14 protein-coding genes are annotated in these 20,798 nt (G+C 72.0%); 10 read left to right on the forward strand and 4 right to left on the reverse strand.

Annotated elements, in window-relative coordinates; all coding sequences use genetic code 11:
- The first annotated feature begins 12 nt into the window (after positions 1–12).
- The gene (locus tag ACFQSB_RS18400; RefSeq protein WP_380827878.1) at positions 13–666 is read left to right on the forward strand and encodes an HAD family hydrolase; all 654 of its coding nucleotides are present in this window, start codon (positions 13–15) and stop codon (positions 664–666) included.
- Here the strand turns inward: ACFQSB_RS18400 and car are convergent.
- Positions 663–4,133 carry a carboxylic acid reductase gene (gene car, locus ACFQSB_RS18405; RefSeq protein WP_380827880.1) on the reverse strand — a complete coding sequence of 1,157 codons (3,471 nt, stop codon included), beginning with the start codon at positions 4,131–4,133 and terminating at the stop codon, positions 663–665. The two genes, ACFQSB_RS18400 and car, sit on opposite strands and share 4 nt — an antisense overlap.
- Positions 4,134–4,371: 238 nt before the next feature.
- On the opposite strand from car, the gene ACFQSB_RS18410 reads away from it, so the two are divergent.
- The 9 genes from ACFQSB_RS18410 (at position 4,372) to ACFQSB_RS18450 (ending at position 15,809) form a co-directional block, all read left to right on the forward strand.
- On the forward strand, positions 4,372–5,388 hold the full coding sequence (locus ACFQSB_RS18410) for a ParB N-terminal domain-containing protein (protein ID WP_354845785.1): 1,017 nt from the start codon (positions 4,372–4,374) through the stop codon (positions 5,386–5,388).
- Between the two features lie 29 nt (positions 5,389–5,417).
- A complete protein-coding gene (locus tag ACFQSB_RS18415) occupies positions 5,418–6,254 on the forward strand; it encodes a 2-amino-3,7-dideoxy-D-threo-hept-6-ulosonate synthase (protein ID WP_354845782.1) in 837 nt (278 codons plus the stop codon).
- Positions 6,255–6,285: 31 nt separating this feature from the next.
- The gene (locus tag ACFQSB_RS18420; RefSeq protein WP_354921580.1) at positions 6,286–7,398 is read left to right on the forward strand and encodes a 3-dehydroquinate synthase II family protein; all 1,113 of its coding nucleotides are present in this window, start codon (positions 6,286–6,288) and stop codon (positions 7,396–7,398) included.
- Positions 7,399–7,437: 39 nt separating this feature from the next.
- The gene (locus ACFQSB_RS18425; RefSeq protein ID WP_380827882.1) at positions 7,438–8,787 is read left to right on the forward strand and encodes an aspartate kinase; all 1,350 of its coding nucleotides are present in this window, start codon (positions 7,438–7,440) and stop codon (positions 8,785–8,787) included.
- Between the two features lie 85 nt (positions 8,788–8,872).
- Positions 8,873–10,111 (forward strand): cytochrome P450, encoded by a 1,239-nt coding sequence (locus ACFQSB_RS18430; RefSeq protein WP_380827883.1) that lies wholly within the window; start codon positions 8,873–8,875, stop codon positions 10,109–10,111.
- Complete coding sequence (locus tag ACFQSB_RS18435) at positions 10,108–11,316, forward strand: MFS transporter (RefSeq protein WP_380827884.1); 1,209 nt, start codon at positions 10,108–10,110, stop codon at positions 11,314–11,316. Before ACFQSB_RS18430 ends, ACFQSB_RS18435 begins: the two co-directional genes overlap by 4 nt.
- Before the next feature lie 24 nt (positions 11,317–11,340).
- The gene (locus ACFQSB_RS18440) at positions 11,341–12,873 is read left to right on the forward strand and encodes a GMC family oxidoreductase (protein ID WP_380827886.1); all 1,533 of its coding nucleotides are present in this window, start codon (positions 11,341–11,343) and stop codon (positions 12,871–12,873) included.
- Positions 12,870–14,378 (forward strand): aldehyde dehydrogenase family protein, encoded by a 1,509-nt coding sequence (locus ACFQSB_RS18445; protein ID WP_380827889.1) that lies wholly within the window; start codon positions 12,870–12,872, stop codon positions 14,376–14,378. Before ACFQSB_RS18440 ends, ACFQSB_RS18445 begins: the two co-directional genes overlap by 4 nt.
- A 126-nt stretch (positions 14,379–14,504) precedes the next feature.
- Positions 14,505–15,809 carry a flavin-containing monooxygenase gene (locus ACFQSB_RS18450; protein ID WP_380827890.1) on the forward strand — a complete coding sequence of 435 codons (1,305 nt, stop codon included), beginning with the start codon at positions 14,505–14,507 and terminating at the stop codon, positions 15,807–15,809.
- Between the two features lie 476 nt (positions 15,810–16,285).
- On the opposite strand, the gene ACFQSB_RS18455 is transcribed toward ACFQSB_RS18450, so the two are convergent.
- From ACFQSB_RS18455 to ACFQSB_RS18465, 3 genes are all read right to left on the reverse strand, one after another.
- Positions 16,286–17,518, reverse strand: a complete 1,233-nt coding sequence (locus ACFQSB_RS18455) for a cytochrome P450 family protein (protein ID WP_380827891.1) — start codon at positions 17,516–17,518, stop codon at positions 16,286–16,288.
- A gap of 64 nt (positions 17,519–17,582) precedes the next feature.
- Positions 17,583–18,956 (reverse strand): MFS transporter, encoded by a 1,374-nt coding sequence (locus tag ACFQSB_RS18460; RefSeq protein ID WP_380827892.1) that lies wholly within the window; start codon positions 18,954–18,956, stop codon positions 17,583–17,585.
- 133 nt (positions 18,957–19,089) lie between these two features.
- Positions 19,090–20,793, reverse strand: a complete 1,704-nt coding sequence (locus ACFQSB_RS18465) for an AMP-binding protein (protein ID WP_380827894.1) — start codon at positions 20,791–20,793, stop codon at positions 19,090–19,092.
- Between the last annotated feature and the right edge of the window lie 5 nt (positions 20,794–20,798).

Consider the following 20,798-nt stretch of genomic DNA (forward strand, 5'->3'; position numbering starts at 1 on the left):
AAAATGAACCGGGTGCGGATTCCTCTTCGGGTGGCCTTCTTCGATGTGGACGAGACGCTGCTGACCGCCAAGAGCATGGTCGAGTTCCTGCGGTACTGGCTGGGCCGTGACGACGCGAGGTTCCGTGCCGTCGTGGCCGAGCTGGGAGCGGTGGCCGAGCGGGAGGGCAGGGCCGCCGCGAATCGCGCATACTACCGGCTTTTCGCCGGCGTATCGAGTGCGGCGTTGACGCAGGCGGGCCGTCGCTGGTACGCGCGGCACCGTCGCGAGCCGGACGCCTTCGTGGGCTCCACCGCGGCGGCGCTCGCCGGGCACCGCGCGGCCGGAGACCGGGTGGTGCTGGTCTCCGGCTCGTGCCGGGCGGTGCTCGATCCTCTGCTGACGGATGTGGGCGGCGACGATGTGCTGTGCACGGAGCTCGTCGTCGGCGGCGACGGGCGGCTGACCGGCGAGGTGGCCAGGTCGATGATCGGCCCGGCCAAGTCCGATGCCGCCACGGAGCTGCTCCTGCGTCTTGGAGCGAGCCCCGCCGACTGCTTCGCGTACGGCGACCATGCCAGCGACCTGGACCTGTTGACGGCGGTCGGCAGCCCGAGGGTCGTCGGCGGCGACCCGGTGCTGGCCTCGTGGGCGGAGAAGCACGGCTGGCCCGTGCTGCCCGCCTAGAGCAGGCCCAGGTGCCGTAGGTCCGACACGTACTTCTCGATCAGCGTCCGGGACAGATGTGGAATGTCCCCCACGGCCTCCTGGAACCGTCCGGCGGGGAACGCCGAGCCGGCCCGGGGCGTCACGGGCTCCCGCCAGGCGCGCATCAGAGGGAGGAGCGAATGCCTCCGCTGGTTGTCCGGCAGGTCCCGCAGCGCGGCCTCGAACCGTTCGCACCACTCCTGGTGGTCATCGACGCGGCGCAGGACGACTCCGGAGCCGGCCAGCCAGTCGACGACGGTGTCCAGCGAGATGCCGTCGTCGTGCGGGTTGACCACGTTGAACGTGCGGTGTCCGGCCGGGCCGGCGCCAAGGGCGGCGACCGAGGCGGCGACGAAGTCCCCGGGCAGGCCGTCGTAGTGCGCCCGCCCCGCCTCGCCGCGATAGAACGACCCGGGCGCGATTCCGGTGGCGATCAGGCTCAGCACCAGGCGGGTGAAGGTGTCGGGGACGTTGAGCTGCCCGGTGTAGCGGCGATCCGCCAGGATCATGCCCGAGCGGAACACGGTCACCGGCAGCCCGCACAGCTCGTGCGCCTCCCGGAGCAGCACCTCGCCCGCCCACTTGCTGGTGGCGTAGCCGCCGGCGTGGCCGTCGTCGATCGGGCGCACGGGAGCCGCCTCGCGGATGTCCCGGTCCTCGCGCAGGACGCCGGTCGCGTGCGACGCGACGGCCACCGACGACAGGAAGCTCACCGGCGTGCGCCGGGTGGTGAGGGCCAGCCGGATGACCTCGGCCGTGCCGGCGACGTTGGGGCCGAACAGCTGACGGTACGGCAGGACGTGGTTCACCAGCGCGGCCGCGTGCACGATGAGGTCCACCGTTCCGGCCAGCCGCCGCCAGGTCCGCTCGGACAGGCCCAGGTTGGGCGCGCCGATGTCCCCGGCCACCACCTGCAACGCGCCGTGGCCGATCGACTCGGCGAACCGCCGCTTGAGCTCGACGTCCCCGCTGTCCAGCGACTCCTCCAGCCGCTCGCGAGCGGCCGCGTCGTCGGCGCCGCGCACCAGGCAGATCAGGGTGCCGCCGCTCGGTGCCAGCCGCCGCAGCCACTCCAGGCACAGCAGGCGGCCGAGATAGCCGTTGGCCCCGGTGAGCAGCACCGTGGCGGGGGCGCCGGCCGGCAGGGGCAGCGCCGGGGCCGCGGTCAGCGTCTCCTCGTCGATGAACGCGCCGAGCGCGAGGTCGTCGGCACGCACCGCGGTGGCCTCATCACCGTGCACGCCGGCGAAGGTGGCGCGTCGCGCGGACGGCTCACGCAGCCGCTCGATCTGGCCGGCGATCTGGTCGAGGCCGTTGGCCGGGCCGAGCAGCGTCCCGACCGGGACCTCGACGCCGAAGATCTCCTTGAGCAGGTTGGACAGCGACAGCGCCGTCAGCGAGTCTCCGCCCATGTCGGTGAAGCGCGTCGCCGGGCCGGCCTCGCCGGCGGAGGCTCCGAGCAGCGCCCGCACGGCGCGGCGGACGGTCTCCACGACCGGCCGGTCCTCGTCGTGCCGCAGACCGCGCAGGCCGTCGATCTGCTCCTCGGCCAGCTCGGCGTACCGCCGCTCGAGCCGTTCGCCGTAGTGCTCCTTCAACCGCGGGCGCAGTTGCTTGGTGGAGTCGGACAGCAGTCCGTTCTCCTGGCTGAACGGCACGGTCTCGATGAGCAGATCGCGCGGGATCTCGTACGGCTTGAGGTCGGCGCGCTTGGCGATGTGCTGCAGCGACTGGTGGATCGCCGCCTTCAGCGCCGCCTCGTCGGACGCCTGCTCCAGCGCCTCGGGAGTGGGCACCACCACGGCGAGCAGGTACGGGCGGGAGCTGTTGCCGTACAGGAAGACCTGCCGCAGCAGCGGACTGGCCACATAGACGGCCTCCAGCTTAGACAGCGCCACGAACTCGCCCTGGGAGAGCTTGAGCACGTTCTTGCGCCGGTCGACGTAGTACAGCCGGTCGGGCTCGACCTCGGCCATGATGTCGCCGGTGCGGTAGTAGCCGTCGTCGTCGAAGACCTCGGCGGTGACCTCTGGGCGCCGGTAGTAGCCGGGGGTGATCAGCTTGGTCCTCACCAGCAGCTCACCCCGCGGATGCGGCGTGTCGGTGGTGAAGTACCCGAGTTCCGGCACGTCGACGAGCTTGTAGTCGAGCACGAACGCCCGCTGCACGCGGTGGTCCAGCATGACGAGTCCGGTCTCGGTGGTGCCGTAGCTGTCGAAGAACGGAACATCCAGGCAGGACTCCACGAAAGCGGCCAGCTCAGGCGCGAGCGGGGCCGAACCGCAGGGCGTGTGGATGACGCGGCCGCCGAGGACCACGTCACGGAAATGGCGCTGCAGCTCCTCGGCGGGCCCGGCGCCCGGCTGGTCGAGCCGGCTCAGGTAACTCTGGTAGAGCAGTTCGCAGACGCGCGGCACCATGGCGAACTCCGTCGGCCGGATCAGCGCGAGGTCCTCCAGCAGCGTGGACAGATTGCTGTCGGCCACGAAGTACGCGGTGCCGCCCAGCGCCAGCGTCTTGACCACCAGCCGCCTGGCGACGAGGTGGCTCTGCGGCAGGAAGTTCGCGCTGATCATCGGGTGGGGCTGCTCGGGCGGCCGCCACATCAGGGACACGGTGGACTCGGGGAAGATGACGCCCTTCGGAGTGCCCGTGCTGCCAGAGGTGTAGATCAGTGCGGACAGCACCTCCCTGGTGTCGTCGACCGGCGGGGGTTCCGGCGCGGGCGGCGAGGCGCTCCCGCGCTCGATGACCTCCGACAGCGGCTCCAGCGAGACCGGCGAGCCGGTCTCGGCCAGCGACCGGCGCGCCCGCGCCACGCTCTCCCTGTGCTCGGCGAGCTCAGGGCAGTGGTCGAACACGATGAGCCGGACGACGGAGGTGTCCCCGGCCAGCGCTTCGAGCACCGTGCCCAGCCGCTCGGCGCTGGTGGCGAAGACGCGCGGAGCGGTCTCTTCGACCAGGTGGCGGATGTGGGCGACGGTGGCGGTGTTGTGCAGCGGCACGGCGATCGCGCCGACCTGGCCACAGGCCAGGTCCACGGTGGTGTAGTCGGTGCCGGCGAAGCCCAGGATCGCGACGAAGTCGCCGGCGCGCAGCGGGTGCTCGGCGTGGTGGTACCAGTCGGCGGCGACGGCGCTCAGCCGGGACCACAGCTCGCCGTAGGAGACGGTGTCGAACCGGGGCGGCCGCCGCAGCTCGGTGCGTCCGGCCACGGAGACGAACTCCTTGGCGCGCTCGGCGAGCGCGGGCCGGTCGGCGTACGCCGTCAAGGTCCGCTTCACGATCTCCGGCAGCCGCAGGCCGGGCTCGGCGGTGCTGTCGAAGACCTCCTTCAGCGGCATCCGGCCCGCGAGCTCCGGATCGGCCGCCAGCATCTCGACGCGCCGGGTGCGATTGGCCTCGAGCCGGGCGCGGGTGGTGTCGGCTCGCGAGTCGTTCCCCATGGTTACCCCCTCAGGCGACCGGGACCTTCTGGATGCGCGCGCGGCCGGCGTGGCAGCGGGCGTCGTGTGCAACCGGGGAGGCTCCTCGCTTGCACAGGCTGAAACATACCGTACCAAAGGTATGATCATGAGCCGGTTTCGTCCATTGTCGCAGGTAGAAAGCTTTCATCGAAAAATACCTTGTGTAAGGTATGGTTTTAGGTAAGAGTGCTCTCGAAGGGCACGACAGGCTTCGCCGATGACGAGGAGCGCCAACGTGGTGAGCGGGGATGTGATCACAAGCGAACGAGAGACGGGCGTCGGCCCCGAGGTCGGCTGGATCTCGATCACCGAGCTCGTCCTTTCCGACTCACCCCGATCCGCGGGTGAGGACGCCGAGCACGCGCGGGCTCTCGCCGAGGTGGACTCACAGGCGGAGCTGCCGCCGATCGTCGTCCAGCGCGGCACCAACCGGGTCGTCGACGGGATGCACCGGGTGCGCGCCGCGCAGATGCGTGGAGAGCGGGAGATCCAGGCCCGCTTCTTCGACGGCGACGACGCCGGCGCCTTCGTGCTGGCGGTGCGGCTGAACGTTCAGCACGGGCTGCCGCTCTCGCTCGCCGACCGCAAGTCGGCGGCCCGGCGCATCCTGCGCGAGCACCCGGGCTGGTCCAACCGGGCGGTGGCCTCGGTCGCGGGGCTCTCCCCCAAGACCGTCGGCGCGTTGCGCGAGCAGTGCGGAGCGCCGGTGGCCGAGGTCAGGATCGGCCGGGACGGCCGGGTGCGCCCGGTCAGCGCGGCCTCCGGACGCGAGCGCGCCAGGCAGATCCTGCTGCGCGACCCCACCTCCTCGCTGCGCACGGTGAGCGCCGCCGCCGGAGTGTCCCCCGGCACCGTGCGGGCCGTCCGGATGCAGATGACCGGGCAGGCCACCGCGGTGCTCCCCGAGCAGCGGGCCGCCTCGCCCAGGCACAACCCCGATCCACGGCGCGTCAGGGGCGCGGCTCCGCAGGGCGCCGGGCTGGACCGGACGGGCGCGATGCTGCGCGCGCTCCGCTCCGACCCGTCGCTGCGGTTCACCGAGTCCGGCCGGCTGCTGCTGAGCGTTCTGGCGGTGGCCGCCATGGACGGGCACACGCGGGAACGTCTCGTCGACGACCTGCCGGACCACTGCGTGGAATTCGTCGCCGCGCTCGCCGAGGCGAGCGGCCAGGCCTGGCGGGAACTCGCCGAACGCCTGGCGGAGCGACGGTGCGCGGCCGCCGATTCCGAATAGTTCCCGATCTGGAAATGGGGTGTTGACAGATGGCAGAAGCGTACGGCTGGTCCGGGAAGAATCTGCGTACCCAGCGGATTCTGCACTCGGCGTCCGGGACGACGTTCCTGGTCCCGCTCGATCATTCGCTGGCGGACGGCCCGGTGTCGAGCGCCGCCGATTTCGCCGGGCTGGTGGCGGCGATGGCCGCGAACGACGTGGACGGGATCATCGTCCACAAGGGGCGGGTCCGTTTCCTTCCCACCCGGCGGCTCGGCCGGCTGGCGCTGGTCGTGCACCTCAGCGGCAGCACCAGGCACGCGCCGGACGCCGACGCCAAGACCCTGGTCGGCGCCGTGGCCGAGGCCGTGGCGCTCGGCGCGGACGGGGTCAGCGTGCACATCAACCTCGGGTCGAGCAACGAGGCAGAGCAACTGGCCGACTTCGGCGGGGTCTCCGACCAGTGCGCCCGCTGGGGCGTCCCGCTGCTCGCGATGATCTACCCGCGTGGCCCGCGCATCGCCGACCCGGCCGATCCGGCGCTGCTGGCGCACGCGGCGAACATCGCCGCCGACCTCGGCGCCGACATCGTGAAACTCCCGTTCACCGGCTCGCCCGACACGATGCGCGACGTCGTGCGGGCCAGCCCGATCCCGGTGGTGACCGCCGGCGGCGGCGTCATCGGGGACACCGGCAAGTTCCTCGACCAGATCGACTCCACGATGGAGTCCGGCGTGCTCGGAGTCGCGGTCGGGCGCAACATCTTCCGCGCCGCCGACCCCGGCCGGCTGGCCCGGTCGGTCGCCCAGCGCGTCCACGCCCGGCTCGGCTCACGCAACCCCCTGACCGCCCTGGACCTGGCCCTGGCCGGCACGACAGTTGCCTGACGAAACTCAACTCACGACCGAAGGTGCGAACATGAAATCCGCATGGATCGATCTGCGCGGCCTGACCGCCGAACTCGCCACCGCCGTCATCGAAGAGAGCACCCACCTCGGCATCGGCGCCGTCGTGCTGGACGACCCCGAGCTCGCCGCGAAGGTCCCGCCGACCCTGGAGAAGGCCGCCGTCGTCACCGGCGAAACCCCCACCACCCTGATCGACCAGCTCGTCGACGTGGTCGACATCCTGATCGCCGACCACGGCATCGCCGAGAAGTTCGAGGGCGTCCGGCCCGGCCTGCGCAACGGCGTCCTGGTCAAGGTGCTGGGTGAGGAGACGCTGCAGCTCGCCTGCAAGATAGCGAACGAGTCGGAGCTGACCCTGGTCGAGTTCCGCCAGGACCCGAGCAAGATCCCGCTGGAGATCCTGCTGGCCGCCGCCGACAAGGCCAAGGGCCAGATCGTCACCGTCGTCGAGGACGTCGAGGACGCGATGGTCACCATCGGCGTCCTGGAGCGCGGCTCCGACGCGGTGCTGCTCGCCCCCCGGCGGGTCGGCGACGCCTCCGAGCTGGTGCGCGTGTGCCAGGGCGAGGCCGAGACGCTGCAGCTCGAGCCGCTGGAGATCGTCAAGCTCACGCACCTGGGCCTCGGCGACCGGGTGTGCGTGGACACCTGCTCCCACATGCAGCCCAACGAGGGCATCCTGGTCGGCTCGTACTCGACCGGCCTGATGCTGGTCAGCAGCGAGACCCACCCGCTGCCGTACATGCCGACCCGCCCGTTCCGGGTGAACGCCGCCGCCCTCAGCTCCTACACCCTGACGCCCGGCAACCGCACCCGCTACCTGTCCGAGCTGCGCTGCGGCTCGGAGATCCTGGCCGTCAACACCGACGGCGGCGTGCGCCGGGTGATCGTGTGCCGGATCAAGATGGAGACCCGGCCGATGCTGCAGATCGAGGCGCGCACCGCCGGTGGCGACGTGGTGAACATGGTCGGCCAGGACGACTGGCACGTGCGCGCGCTCGGCGCCGGAGGCAGCGTCCACAACTTCACCGAGCTGCGCCCCGGCGACCACATTCTCGGGCACACCATGACCGACCAGCGGCACGTCGGATACGCGATCCGTGAGTTCCTGCACGAGCAGTGAAGGCTCGAGCCGGCTCCGCTCTGAAGGAGAGTGCGCGAGATGGCGCTGATTGTGCAAAAGTACGGCGGAACCTCGGTCGCCACGCCCGAGAAGGTCATCGAGGCGGCGCGGCAGATCCTGGCGGCGCAGGCGGACGGACACCAGGTCGTCGCCGTCGTGTCCGCCATGGGCGGAACCACCGACAGGCTGCTCCACCTGGCATCCTCGGTGTCCGACCAGCCGGATCCCGCCCAGCTCGACGCCCTGCTCAGCACGGGCGAGGCCGTGTCCGCCGCGCTGCTGTCGATGGCGCTGAACCGCCACGGCGCCGCGAGCAGGTCGTTCAGCGGCGCCGAGGCGGGCATCCTCACCGATGACCGCCACGGCCGGGCGACGATCCAGCAGGTGGATCCGCGCCGGCTCATGGAGGACCTCCGCAGGGGGGCGATCCCGGTCGTCGCGGGCTTCCAGGGCGAGGCGGGCGTCGCGGGACCCTGCACGACTCTGGGGCGCGGCGGCTCCGACACCACCGGCGTCGCCCTGGCCGCGGCGCTCGGCGCCGACCACTGCGAGATCGTCACCGACGTCGCGGGGGTCTACACCGCCGACCCGAGGAAGGTCACCGGCGCCCGGCGCCACACCACCCTGCTGTACGAGGAGATGGCCGAGCTCGCGGTGAGCGGGGCCAAGGTGCTTGCCGCGGACTCCGTGGACTACGCGCGGACCCACGGCGTCGACCTGAAGGTGCGCTCCAACCTCACCGCCTGCGGCCCGGAGACCTGGGTCGGATACCGCCGCCGCTGCGCGGCGATGGCGGCCGGCGGCGGCTCCTGGAGGCCCGCCGGGCTCGGCGAGGTCCCCGCGATCGCCGGGGTGGCCACCAGGACCGGTCTCGTGCGCTGCGTGCTGCGCCGGATCGCCGCCGATCACGCGGTGCGGATCCTGCGCGGACTCGCCGAACGCGAGCTGGAGGTCGAACTACGCCGCTACGGCAACCTCGGGACCGAGGACGCAAGCGACCTCGCGATCACCCTGCCCGCGGAGAGCGTCGAGGAGGCGCGCGCGCTGCTGGCCGAGGCCGACCGGGGAGCCCGCCTGGACGAGGTGCACTGGACCTCGAACCTGGCGCGGCTGTCGGTCGTCGGCCTCGGGATAGGCCAGCTTCCCGGCTCGCCGCTGCGACTGCTCGAAGCACTGCGGTCGGTCGGCGCCGCGCGCACCGATCTGCTCGTCACCTCCAACAAGCTCAGCGTGCTGACCGGAGAGAGCGGCCTGGCCGAGGCGACCCAGAGCGTGCACGACACCTTCGTCCACGAACCCGCGGTGCACCGGTTGCCCACCCCTGACCTGTGGGCGACCGATCACAAGGAGCTGGGCGCCAGCGTGCCCGCGCTGGCGGCGGCCGACTGAACCGCGACCCATCACCGTGCCGGCCGGCCCGAGGCCGGTCGGCGCGGTGCCCGCCGGATGAGAAGCCACAAGCGGAGCGACCCCGATGACCAAGCCGACGTTCGATCCCACATCTGACAGCCAACTAGCCGACCCGTACCCGACGTACGCGCGCATGCGCGACCAGTGCCCGGTGTTCCACGACGAGAAGACCGGTCTCTTCGTCGTCACGCGGCACGAGGACGTCGTCCGCGTGGCCCACGATCCGCGGACCTACTCCTCGGAGAGCGCGGTGAAGGCGACCACGGGACCGGAGGCCGACGAGGTCAAGCAGGTCATGGCCGAAGGCTGGTCGCTCACGCCCAACCTCACCGAGAGCGACGGCGAGGAGCACACCCGGCTGCGCGCGGCGGTCAACCGGGTCTTCACGCCGCGGCGGGTGGCCGAGCTCGAACCCTTCATCACGGCGACCGGCGAAGAGCTGATCGACCGGTTCGCCGCCGCCGGTTCGACCGACATCATCGAGAACTACGCCTGGCCGCTGCCGCTGTCGGTCATGGCGCGCATCCTCGGCGTACCGGCCGGCGACGTGCCGCTGCTGCGGCAGTGGAGCCACAGCTGGCTGAAGCTGTCGGTCGGCGGCGGCGAGGTGGCGGAACGGGCGGAATGCGCCCGCGACGTCATCGCCATGCAGAACCACGTGATGGGAATGCTGCGGGACCCGGAAGCGGGCGGCGACGGGCTCATCGCGTCGCTCGCGGCCGACCACGACGAGAACGACCTGGACGACGTCGAGCTCATGCGCATCGTGATGAACCTGATCATCGCGGGGCACGTCACGGTCACCCGGTCCATCGGCAACGGCCTGGTGAGCCTGCTGGAGAATCCGGACCAGCTCGCGGCGCTGCGCGAGGGCGAGGTGCCGCCCGAGGCGATGGTCGAGGAGATCCTGCGGTTCGAGTCCCCGGTCCAGGGGCTGTTCCGCACCGTCACCGCCGAGACCGAGCTCGCCGGCACCCGGCTGCGGCCCGGCGACCGCGTGATGGTGCACTTCGGCGCCGCCAACCGGGACGAGCGCGCGCTCGCCGACCCCGCCGCCTTCGACATCAGGCCGAGGACCGGCCGCAAGATGCTGGCCTTCGGCCGCGGCATCCACACCTGCCTGGGAGCCGGGCTGGCCCGCCTCCAGTTGCGCATCGCCATTCCGCTGCTGTTCGACCGCCTGCCCGGACTGCGTCTGGGTCCCGCGGACGCGCGCGGCCGCGAGCGGCTGCTGATCGCGCGCGGGTTCGACGAGCTCCACCTGCAATGGGACGTTTCACGAGTACAGGAGGCAAGACAGTGACTACGCAGGAACAGCAAGTCGCGCCTGTGGCGGTCGAGAGGAACGCCGCGCTGGTCGGGACCCCGCTTCTGCTGGTGGGCGTCGCCCTGGCGGCGGCGAACCTGCGTCCCGCCATCACCAGCATCGGCCCGCTGCTGGAGGAGGTGCGCAGGTCGCTCGGCGCCTCCCTGCTCTGGGCGAGCGTGCTGACCGCCCTGCCCACCCTCTGCTTCGGCATCGCCGCCGCGGCGGCGCCGCTGGCGGCCCGCAAGCTCGGCCTGGCCCGTGCGGTCGGCGCCGGTCTGGTCGTGCTCACCGCCGGGCTGCTGCTGCGGGTCGTGGGCGGCCCGTGGGTGATGCTGGCCGGCACGTTCGTGGCGGCGGCCGGCATCGCCCTCGGCAACGTGCTCATCCCGGTCGTCGTCAAGCAGGCCTTCCCGCAGCGGATCCCGCTGCTGACCACGGTCTACACCGTGGCCCTGATGGTCGGCGGCGGCGCGGGCGCCGCGGCGACCCCGTGGATGCAGGACCAGCTCGGCGGCTGGCGGGTCACCCTGGCCGCCTGGTCGCTGCTGTCCATCGGCGCGCTGCTGGTCTGGGTCGCCGGGACGCGCCGCACCGAGCAGGGCGGCGCGACCGCGGCCCTGCCGCAGGAGCGCAAGCTGCTGCTGCGCAGCCCGCTCGCCTGGCTGATCACCGGGTTCTTCGGACTGCAGGCGGCGGGCTCCTACGTCCTGATGGGCTGGGCCGCGGCCGTGTTCACCGGCGCGGGCATCAGCAAGAACGAGTCCGGTCTGCTGCTCGGCCTGCTGGTCGCGGCCGCCCTGCCCGTCACGATGGTCGTCGTGCCGTCCGCGATGCGCAGCCGCAGCCAGTCCTGGTGGATCGCCGGGCTCGTGGGCCTGGAGATCGCCGGCACCATCGGCATGCTCGTCGCGCCGACGACGATGCCGTGGCTGTGGTCGCTGCTGTGGGGAGCGGGCATGGGCGTGTTCCCGATCGCGCTCGGCCTGTTCGCGCTGCGCACCCGCACCGCGGCCGACACCGCCGGGATCTCGGCCATGGCGCAGGGCTTCGGCTACCTCATCGCCATCGGAGGGCCGTTCCTGTTCGGCGTGCTGCACGGCAGCACGGGCGGCTGGGCCGTGCCGATGGTCATGCTCGCCGTGGTCTTCGCCGTGGACCTGGTGCTGGGGTTCATCGTCGGCCGGCCCCGGTACGTGTAGGACCGCGACGAGGGAGGAGCGATCATGACCTACGACGTCATCGTGATCGGCGGCGGTTCCGCCGGCTGCGTCCTGGCCAACCGGCTGAGCGCGAACCCGCGGCTGTCGGTCCTGCTCCTTGAGGCCGGGCCCGACTTCGCGACCACCGAGGAGCTGCCGGCGGACGTCGCCGACGCGACGTACGCGCCGTACTCCTACGACTGGGGTTACCGATCGGTTCCGGACGAGTTCGGCAACCGGGTGCCGGTCCCCCGGGGCCGGATCATCGGCGGCTCCTCCTCCGTCAACGTCTGTGTGGCGATGCGCGCCCGGCCGTCCGACCATGACGCGTGGGCGTCCCTGGCCGGGCCCGCGTGGGGCTACCCGGAGATGCTCCCCTTCTACAAGGAGATGGAGCACTACCCCTACGGCGAGGAGAAGTTCCACGGCCTCGACGGGCCGTACCGCATCACCCAGAGCACGGCGGCCGACCTCGGTCCGCACGTCGCGGCGATGAGCGAGGCGTGCGGACGGCTCGGGTACCCGATGGTCGACGACTTCAACGCGCCGGGCGCGCCGGGCTTCGCGCACACCCCGCTCAGCGCGGCCGACGGCGTGCGGCTGAGCACGGCCATCGGCTACCTCAACCCGGTCCGCCACCGGCCGAACCTCACGGTGCGCGGTGACGTGCTGGTCGACCGGGTGCTGTTCCGTGGCGACCGGGCCCGCGGGGTCCGGCTCGCCTCGGGCGAGGAGATCGGCGCCGGGCACGTCGTGCTCAGCGCCGGCGCCTACAACACCCCGGTCATCGCCATGCGTTCCGGCATCGGAGACCGCGCCGAGCTCGCCTCGCACGGGATCGACGTGGTGTCCGAGCTCCCGGGCGTGGGGCGCGGCCTCACCGAACACCCCGCCTTCTGGAACATCCACGTCGCCAGGCCGCCGAAGGAGGGGGCGCGGCAGATGTTCGGCAGCGTGCTCAGCGTCGCCACGGGACCGGGAGAGCCGGACTACGACGTGCAGATCCTGCCCTCCGCGGCGGTGCCGACCGAGAGCCTGCCCGCCATGATCGTTCCGCCGGTCGAGAACCACCCGACCGGCTGGGACATGGTCTTCTTCGTCTCCTGCGTCCAGCCCCGTTCGCGGGGCACCGTGCGGCTCGCCTCACGCGACCCGCAGGACGCGCCGGTCATCGACCTCGGGCTCTACACGGTCGCCGACGACGCCGAACGGGTCGCCGACGCGGTGCGCCTCGCCCGCACGATCGCCCGCACCCGGCCGCTCGCCGACCTGCTGGTGGAGGAGCGGGTGCCCGGACCGGGCGTGAGCGACCAGGAGCTCGCGGAGGCGATACGCCGCGCACCGGCGCACTACAACCACGGCAGTTCCACGATGCGGATGGGCTCGCACCGTGCTCCCGGCTCCGTCGTCGATTCCAACGGCGCCGTGTACGGCGTCCAGGGACTCACCGTCGCGGACGCCTCGGTGTTCCCGGCGATGCCGCGCGTGGCCACCAACGTACCGACCATCGTGATCGCCGAGCGGATCGCCTCGGTGCTGAAAGAGATGATGACATGACCACGACGTTCGACACCGCTCAGTTCGACACCGCCCGGCTCCTGCGCACGCGCTGGTCCTCGCAGGACGAGGCCGACCGGTTCACCGTGCACGACCCGGCGACCGGCAGGCCGCTCGCGGTCGTCCAGGGCGCCGGCGCCGAGCAGGTGGACCAGGCCGTCCGCGCCGCGTACGAGGCGCACTTCGCGTGGAAGGCCCGCACGCCGCGCGAACGCGGCAAGTGGCTGTGGAAGGTCGCCCAGGCCATCCGCGAGAACGCCGACGAGATCGCGGCGCTGGAGTCCAGCGACAACGGCAAGCCCTTCACCCAGGCGCGCAACTTCGACCTCGAAGGCGCGCCCACCATCTTCGAGATGTTCGCCGGCCTCTGCGAGGCGATCCCGAGCCAGGCGCGCGACTCGGGCAGCATGCTCGACATCACGCTGCGCGAGCCCTTCGGCGTCATCGGCGCGATCATCCCGTTCAACTGGCCCCCGCTTCACACCGCCGGCAAGCTCGCCCCCGCGCTGGCGGCCGGCAACGCCGTGGTCATCAAGCCGCCGGAGCAGGCTCCGCTGTCGGTGATGCGGGTCGCCGAGATCGCCCAGTCCATCCTCCCCGACGACGTCGTGCACATCGTGCCCGGCACCGGCGCGGTCGGGGCGCGGCTCGCCGGGCACAAGCTCGTGGGCAAGGTCTCCTTCACCGGCGCGCCCGCCACCGGGCAGGCGGTGATCCGGACGGCCGCGGAGAACCTGACGCCGACCCTGCTGGAGCTCGGCGGCAAGAACGCCCTGGTGATCTTCGAGGACGCCGACCTCGACTCGGCCGTGCCGTGGGCGGTGGAGGGCGGCTACTTCAACCAGGGCGAGGCCTGCACCGCCGCCTCGCGCGTGCTGGTCCACGTCGACCGCTACGAGGAGGTCGTCCGCCGGCTCGCGGCCGCCGTCAAGCGGCTGAAGGTCGGCAACGGCGCGGACGCGGACACCCACGTCGGGCCGCTGGTCACCCCCGAGCAGCGGCAGCGCGTGCAGGACTACCTCGAACTCGGCGTCCGCGAGGGCGCCACGATCGCGGCCCAGGCGGCGACGCCCACCGACCCCGAGCTGGCGGAGGGCTACTTCGTCCCGCCCACGCTGTTCACCGGCGTCACCCCGGACATGCGCATCGCCACGGAGGAGATCTTCGGCCCGGTCGTGTGCGTGATCCCCTTCCGTGACGAGGCCGAGGCGGTCCGCATCGCCAACGGCACCGAGTTCGGCCTGGTCGCCGGGGTGTTCACCCGCGACACCGAGCGCGCCATGCGCTTCAGCCGCGACCTGCGCGTCGGCATCGTCTTCGTCAACCACTACAACCGCTCGTTCACCGGCACCCCCTTCGGCGGCGTGGGCGCCAGCGGATACGGCCGCGAGCACGCCATCGAGACGCTGCAGGAATACAGCTACGCCCGCAGCCTGCGCCTGCCCTCCGGCCGCGGCGAGATCCCGCGCTGGGCGCCGTCGGTCGAGGTCGTCACCGGAGGCTGAACCGAGATGAGCACCACGATGCGCGCGGCGGTCTCGGCGACATCGTCGAGGCGCACCGGCACATGGAGAACGACCAGGCCACCGGGAAGGTCGTCGTGCTGCCCCGGACGAGGAAGGGATGAACGGATGGGAACGCGGTTCGTCGAGACGGTGGTCATAGGCGGCGGCCAGCAGGGATGCTCGGTCGCGGGCGCGCTCGCCCGGCTCGGCTACCGGGCGCTGGTTATCGAGCGCGGCGAGATCGGCCAGGCGTGGGCCAACGAGCGCTGGGACAGCCTGCGCGTCAACACCCCGAACAGGACGGTCGCCTTCCCGGACTGGGCCTACGACGGGGACGATCCGGAAGGGTACATGCCGGCCCGTGAGGTGGCCGAACGGCTGCGTTGCTACGTGGCCGCGATGGGCATCGCGGTCCGCGAGCAAACCAGCGTCCAGATGGTCGAGTCCCCGATCCATGACGCGGTCCACGAGGGCGCGCGCTTCCGCGTCCACCTGGACGACGGCGAGACCGTCGAGGCCCGCAACGTCGTCGCGGCGCTGGGCGGGTACTCCTCGCCGCGCATACCGGAGGTGGCCGCGGGCGTGGACCCTTCGGTCACCCAGATGCACACGCGCTACTACCGCAATCCGGAGTCGCTGCCGAGCGGAGCGGTCCTCGTCGTGGGCGCGGGGAACAGCGGCCAGCAGATCGCCGACGACCTCCGCGACGCCGGCCGGGAGGTGTTCCTCGCGGTCGGCGGGCACAAGACCGCGCCCCGGCGCTACCGCGGCGCGCAGATCCTCGACTGGCTGCAGTTGCTGCTGCCGGAGGGCAACCTGGAGACCGCCTCGGGCGGGCGCGGCGACTCCCCCGTGCTGCCGGGCGTGTCGGTGCTCAGCGGGAAGGACGGCGGCCAGGACCTGAGCCTGCCGATCCTGGCCGCCAAGGGTGTCACGCTGGTCGGCTCGGTCCGCGGCGCGTCGGGCGGCGTGCTGAGGCTGGAGGACAACGTCCGCGCCGTGGCGCGGGCGGCCGCACACAAGGAGAGCGAGCTGCTGAAGGCGATCGACGCGGCGATCGAGCAGCGCGGGCTGGTCGTCCCCGAGGCCGACCCCGCCCCCGTGTACGACCCCTCGCTCATCGCGGACTACGGCGCCACGCTGGATCTGGTCGCCAACGACATCACGACGATCATCTGGGCCACGGGTTTCGTACCCGAGTACGGCATCCTGCCCGCCGGGGCGCTCGACCCGGACGGCATGCCGGTGCACCGCAGGGGAATGGGCGCGCTGCCGGGCCTGTACTACGCCGGCCTGCCCGAGGCCGGGTCGGTGATGCCGCTGCTCATCGCCGCCACGCGCAACCAGGCCGAGCGCGTCGCCCGGCACGTCCAGATGGACAACACCCTGCGCCACCGCTCCCCCATGGCGATCGGCGGTCTGTGGACCTGAACCGACGGCACAGCGTGGCGGAAGGACGAGGCGGCGATCACCCAGATCGCCGCCTCGTCCGCGTTCCTGCCCCAGGCCCCCCACCGGACGGCCCGCGCTCCCACCGGCAATTGCTACCACGTGGACGCCGCACCCCGTGTGCTGTGACAGGAAACGATCATCGGCTTGGCGCCGACGCAGGCGCCGGCATCGCCGTACCACGACCCGCCGACCCGGCGCCGATCACCTCCAGCACATGGCCGGGGGCGAAGAGCCGCGCCCGGTGAACGTACGTGGTCACCCCATTGCCGACCCACCCCGACCGGGCCCGCGGTGAACGTACGTGGTCACCCCACTGCCGACCCACCCTGACCGGGCCCGGGAACTCACCGCACGCCGGTCCCTTCCGCGTGTCTTCGGGGCGACCTGCGTTCCCCACGGACATGACGAGGCCGCCGGAGGCGCGGTGCGCCTCCGGCGGCCGGAGTTCGTTCCGGTCATGCCGGGTGGGGGATGACCTCCAGGCCCACGGGGCCGTTGATGAGGAAGGAGGTCAGGCGGGCGGGCTGGTGTCCGGGGCGGGCGAGGGCGAGATCGGGCAGTTCCGCGAACAGCGTGGTCAGGGCGATCTCCGCCTCCAGGCGGGCGAGGTGCGCGCCCAGGCAGAAGTGGGGACCGTGGCCGAAGGCGAGGTGTTCCTTGCTGGCCCGGGTGGGGTCGAAGCTCTCCGGGCACCGCGGGTGCACCTGCGGGTCGCGTCCGGCGGCGGCGAAACCGATGGTGATCGCGTCGCCCTTGCGGATGACGACGCCCTCACCGAGGTCGATGTCCTCCAGGGCGCACCGCATGGGCATGTGCATGACCGGGCCCTCGAAACGCAGCGTCTCCTCGATGACGTCCTGCCAGGCGATGGCGCCCTCGTTGATCCGGGTGAGGTGCTCGGGGTGGGTGAGCAGGGCCTGGACGGCGCTGGTGATGAGGTTGACGGTGGTCTCGTACCCCGCTCCGATCATGAGGAAGAGCGTGCCGAGCAGCTCGGCCTCCGACATCGGCTCGTCACCGGGCTCGGCCGGCAGCAGCAGGTCGCTGGTCAGGTCGGCGGCCGGGTTCTCCCTCTTGTACCGCAGCAGCTCGCCGAGCCGCTCGTACAGCGTGTCGCTGGCGGCCATCGCCTCCTCTGGGCCGAGCGAGGAGTCCAGGACCCGGTCGATCCCGGTGCCGACCTTCCTGCGCAGGTGCTCGGGGACGCCGAACAGGTCGCAGATGACGGTGATGGTCAGCGGCAGCGCCAGGTCCCGGCGCACGTCGGCGACGGCGCCGGGCGGCAGGGCGGCCAGCTCCTTGACCAGGCGGTCCGCGGTCGCCTTGACCTGCGGGCGCATCCGTTCGACCTGCTTCGGCGAGAACGAGGGGGCGACACGGCGCCGGGACCTGCGGTGCTCCTCGCCGTAGAAGTTGAAGAAGCTGTTCTGCAGGGCCAGGGGGGCGAGCGGCCAGCCCTCGGGCATGTCGGCCAGGCCGGGCCAGTGCCGGCGCGAGTCGCGCGAGACGCGCGGGTCGTTGGTCAGCTTCTGGATGACGCTGTGCCGGGTGACCGCCCAGGCGCGGACGGGCCCGGGAAGCTCCACCAGCACCGCCGGCCCCTCGGCGCGTAACGCGGCGGCCTCGGCGTGGACCGAGGCGCCCGTGGGATCGAGAACGGGACACTTGGGAACGGACAAGGACGTCATGCGGTACTCCCTCACTGGAGATTGCACGGAGACTTCCACCGGTTCGCCTGAGGCTCCGCGCCGGCTAGCTTCCGGCGGTGGTGATGACGGGGGACGTGGCGGTCGCCGGCGGAGCGGCGGCGCGCAGTGCGGCCGTGCCGTCGGCGTGCTGTACGCGGGGCATGCCGTCGACGTGCTGTACGGGCATGCCGCCGGCGTGCTTCGCGGGCGTGCCGTCGTCGGAGCGTTCGCGCAGGAACGCCGAGGCGCCCAGAGCGATCACGCCGGCGGCCGCCATGTAGACGGCGATCGGCGTCCAGCTGTGGAACCTGTCGAGCAGCGACGTGGCGACGATCGGGCCGACGGCGCCGCCGAGCAGGCCGCCCACGTTGTAACTGATGGACATCCCGGAGTACCGCACGGCCGTGGGGAACAGCCGCGGGCAGAACGCCCCCTGCACGCCGTAGTTCGCCGCGAACCCGGCGAACAGCAGCAGGAAACCCAGAGCCATCAGAGGGAACGACCCGGTGCCCAGCAACGAGAACCAGGCGAACGGCGCCACCGTCATGGCGGCGATGCCGCCGACGAAGACCGCCTTGCGGCTGTACCGATCGCCCAGCCAGCCGAAGAACGGCATGGCGACGATCAGGAAGACGCAGGATCCGACGAGCAGCAGCAGCATGACGGACCGGCCGACGCCGATGGTCGCACCGTATTTGAGGGAGAACACCGACCCGAGGTAGAACACCAGGAACGTGGGAAGCGCCGACAGCGACGCGCCCAGGGTCGTCAGGCCGTACCGCGACAGAACCTCCAGCGCCGGCCTCTTCCTGACCGCGCCCTCGGCCTTCGACCGCTGGAACTCGGGAGTCTCCCCCAGCCGCAGCAGGACGTGGAGGGCGACGCCCACCAGCACGGCGCTGAAGACGAACGGCAGCCGCCACCCCCACGCCAGAATCTGCCGCTCCGGCAGCGCGGTGACCAGGAGCAGGACGCCGTTGGCCAGCAGCAGCCCCCAGGCGTTGCCGGTGCCGACGACGGCGGTGAGGAAGCCCCGCCTGTTCGGCTTGGCGCTCTCCAGCGCCATCAGGAACCCGCCGCTCGACTCGCCGCCGAGCGAGCATCCCTGGATGAACCGCAGGATCGTCAGCAATATCGGGGCGGCGACGCCGATCGTGCCGTAGGTGGGAAGCAGGCCGATCGTCACCGTCGCGCCGCCCATCACGGCGAGAGTGGTGATCAGCGTCGCCTTGCGGCCGGCCCGGTCGCCGAAGTGCCCGAACAGGAAGGCGCCGAGCGGTCTTCCCGCGAAGGCGACCGCGAACGTCGACAGCGACAACAGGGTGCCGGTGGTGGGGTCGAACGAGGGGAAGAAGAGCTTGTTGAAGTACAGGGAGGAGAACGAACCGTAGATGAGGAACTCGTAGAACTCGATGCTGTTCCCGATGAGGCTGCTCACTACGGCTCGTCTGCGCTGACCCCTGCTCATGGTGACGGCAGTCATTTCGTCTCCGAGGAGTGGTAGGCCCGGGCGGGCGGGCCGCGCGGGGGGATGTCCGCCGGTCGCGCGACCCGCTCATGTCGCCAGGGGGCTAGTTCTGGAAGTCTTCCTCCCACCATTCCTGCGCCGACCGCGAGAGCCGCTGCTCCTCCCGCTTGCGCAGTTCGGTGCGCTGGGTCTTGCCGGAGATGGTCTTGGGCAGTTCGGCGAACTCGACGCGGCGGACGCGCTTGTAGGAGGCCAGGTGCTCGCGGGAGTGCGCGAGGATGAGCTGTGCGGTCTCGGCCTCCGGCAGGTAGCCGGAGGCGAGCGCCACGTAGGCCTTGGGCACGGCCAGCCGCAGCGGCTCGGGCGAGGGCACCACGGCGGCCTCGGCGACGGCCGGATGCTGCAGCAGCACGCTCTCCAGCTCGAAGGGGGAGATCCGGTAGTCGGAGGCCTTGAAGACGTCGTCGCCCCGCCCCACGTAGCGGAACAGGCCGTCGGCGTCACGGGTGGCGATGTCGCCCGTCCGGTAGTGGCCGCCGCGCATGCAGCGCGCGGTCGCCTCGGGGTCGCCCACGTACCCGCCCATCAGGCCGAGCGGCCGGTCGGCCAGCGGCAGGCAGATCTCGCCCTCCGCGGAGACGTCCCGGACGGGGGCGCCGGTGTGCGGGTCCAGCAGCGCCACCTCGTAGCCGGGCAGCGCCCAGCCCAGTGCCCCCTCGACGCTCGGCATCCCCGGCGGGGTGCCGATCTGGGCGGTGGTCTCGGTCTGCCCGTACCCGTCGCGGACCCTGACCCCCCACGCTTCGCGGACCCGGCGCACCACCTCCGGGTTCAGCGGCTCCCCGGCGGCCAGCGCCTCGCGGAGCACCATCGGCCACCGCGTGAGGTCCTCCTGGATCAGGCTCCGCCAGGCGGTGGGCGGCGCGCAGAAGGTGGTCACCGCGTAGCGCGACATCATCTCCAGCAGCGGACGCGCGGCGAACCGCGGCTGGTTGACGGCCATGACCGTCGCCTGCGCGTTCCAGGGGGCGAACAGGCTGCTCCAGGCGTGCTTTCCCCAGCCGGGCGAGGAGATGTTGAGGTGCACGTCGCCGGGTCGCAGGCCGATCCAGTACATGGTCGACAGGTGGCCGACGGGGTAGCTCACGCTCGTGTGCCCGACCATCTTGGGCCGGGAGGTCGTGCCCGAGGTGAAGTAGATCAGCGACAGCTCCTCGGGCCGTGTCCGCACCGCCTCGCGCAGCGGCTCGGCGGCATAGGCCCCCTGGTAGTCCTGCCAGCCGGGAACCGGGCCTCCGACGGCGATGCGCGTCCACCGGCCGCCCAGGCCGTCCAGCCTGGGGGTGAGGCCGGCCTCGGCGATGACGTGCGCCACCTCGCCGCGTTCCAGCCGGTCGGCCAGGTCGGCGGGGGCGAGCTGGACGGCCGCGGGGATCACCGCGCAGCCCAGCCGGAACGCGGCCAGCAGGCACTCCCACAGTTCGACCCGGTTGCCGAGCATCAGCAGGATGCGGTCCCCGCGCCGCACACCGGCCGACCGCAGCCATCGGGCGACCCGCTGGGAGCGCTCGGCCAGTTCGGCGAAACTCACCGCGGTGTCGGCGAGCAGCGTCCCCTGGCGGTCCAGGTCGAGCACGCGCAGGGCGGTGGCGTGGTTGCCGTCGGCGATGACGTCGAACCAGTCCGCGACCCAGCTGAAACTCTGCCCGACCTCGGGCCTGGGGAAGGCCCGGGCACGCGGCAGGTCACCGTAGGAGGACAGCAGGTGGTCGCGGGCCCGCTGGAACTCGCCGGTCGCTGTGCGCATGGTGA

Source organism: Sphaerisporangium rhizosphaerae, assembly GCF_042665155.1.
Lineage (GTDB): Bacteria > Actinomycetota > Actinomycetes > Streptosporangiales > Streptosporangiaceae > Sphaerisporangium > Sphaerisporangium rhizosphaerae.

Coding starts and splice junctions, on each gene's coding strand:
- ACFQSB_RS18440 (WP_380827886.1), top strand. CDS start 11,341: ATGACCTACGACGTCATCGTGATCGGCGGCGGTTCCGCCGGCTGCGTC.
- ACFQSB_RS18415 (WP_354845782.1), top strand. CDS start 5,418: ATGGCAGAAGCGTACGGCTGGTCCGGGAAGAATCTGCGTACCCAGCGG.
- ACFQSB_RS18410 (WP_354845785.1), top strand. CDS start 4,372: ATGACGAGGAGCGCCAACGTGGTGAGCGGGGATGTGATCACAAGCGAA.
- ACFQSB_RS18430 (WP_380827883.1), top strand. CDS start 8,873: ATGACCAAGCCGACGTTCGATCCCACATCTGACAGCCAACTAGCCGAC.
- ACFQSB_RS18445 (WP_380827889.1), top strand. CDS start 12,870: ATGACCACGACGTTCGACACCGCTCAGTTCGACACCGCCCGGCTCCTG.
- car (WP_380827880.1), bottom strand. CDS start 4,133: ATGGGGAACGACTCGCGAGCCGACACCACCCGCGCCCGGCTCGAGGCC.
- ACFQSB_RS18465 (WP_380827894.1), bottom strand. CDS start 20,793: ATGCGCACAGCGACCGGCGAGTTCCAGCGGGCCCGCGACCACCTGCTG.
- ACFQSB_RS18455 (WP_380827891.1), bottom strand. CDS start 17,518: ATGACGTCCTTGTCCGTTCCCAAGTGTCCCGTTCTCGATCCCACGGGC.
- ACFQSB_RS18450 (WP_380827890.1), top strand. CDS start 14,505: ATGGGAACGCGGTTCGTCGAGACGGTGGTCATAGGCGGCGGCCAGCAG.
- ACFQSB_RS18425 (WP_380827882.1), top strand. CDS start 7,438: ATGGCGCTGATTGTGCAAAAGTACGGCGGAACCTCGGTCGCCACGCCC.
- ACFQSB_RS18420 (WP_354921580.1), top strand. CDS start 6,286: ATGAAATCCGCATGGATCGATCTGCGCGGCCTGACCGCCGAACTCGCC.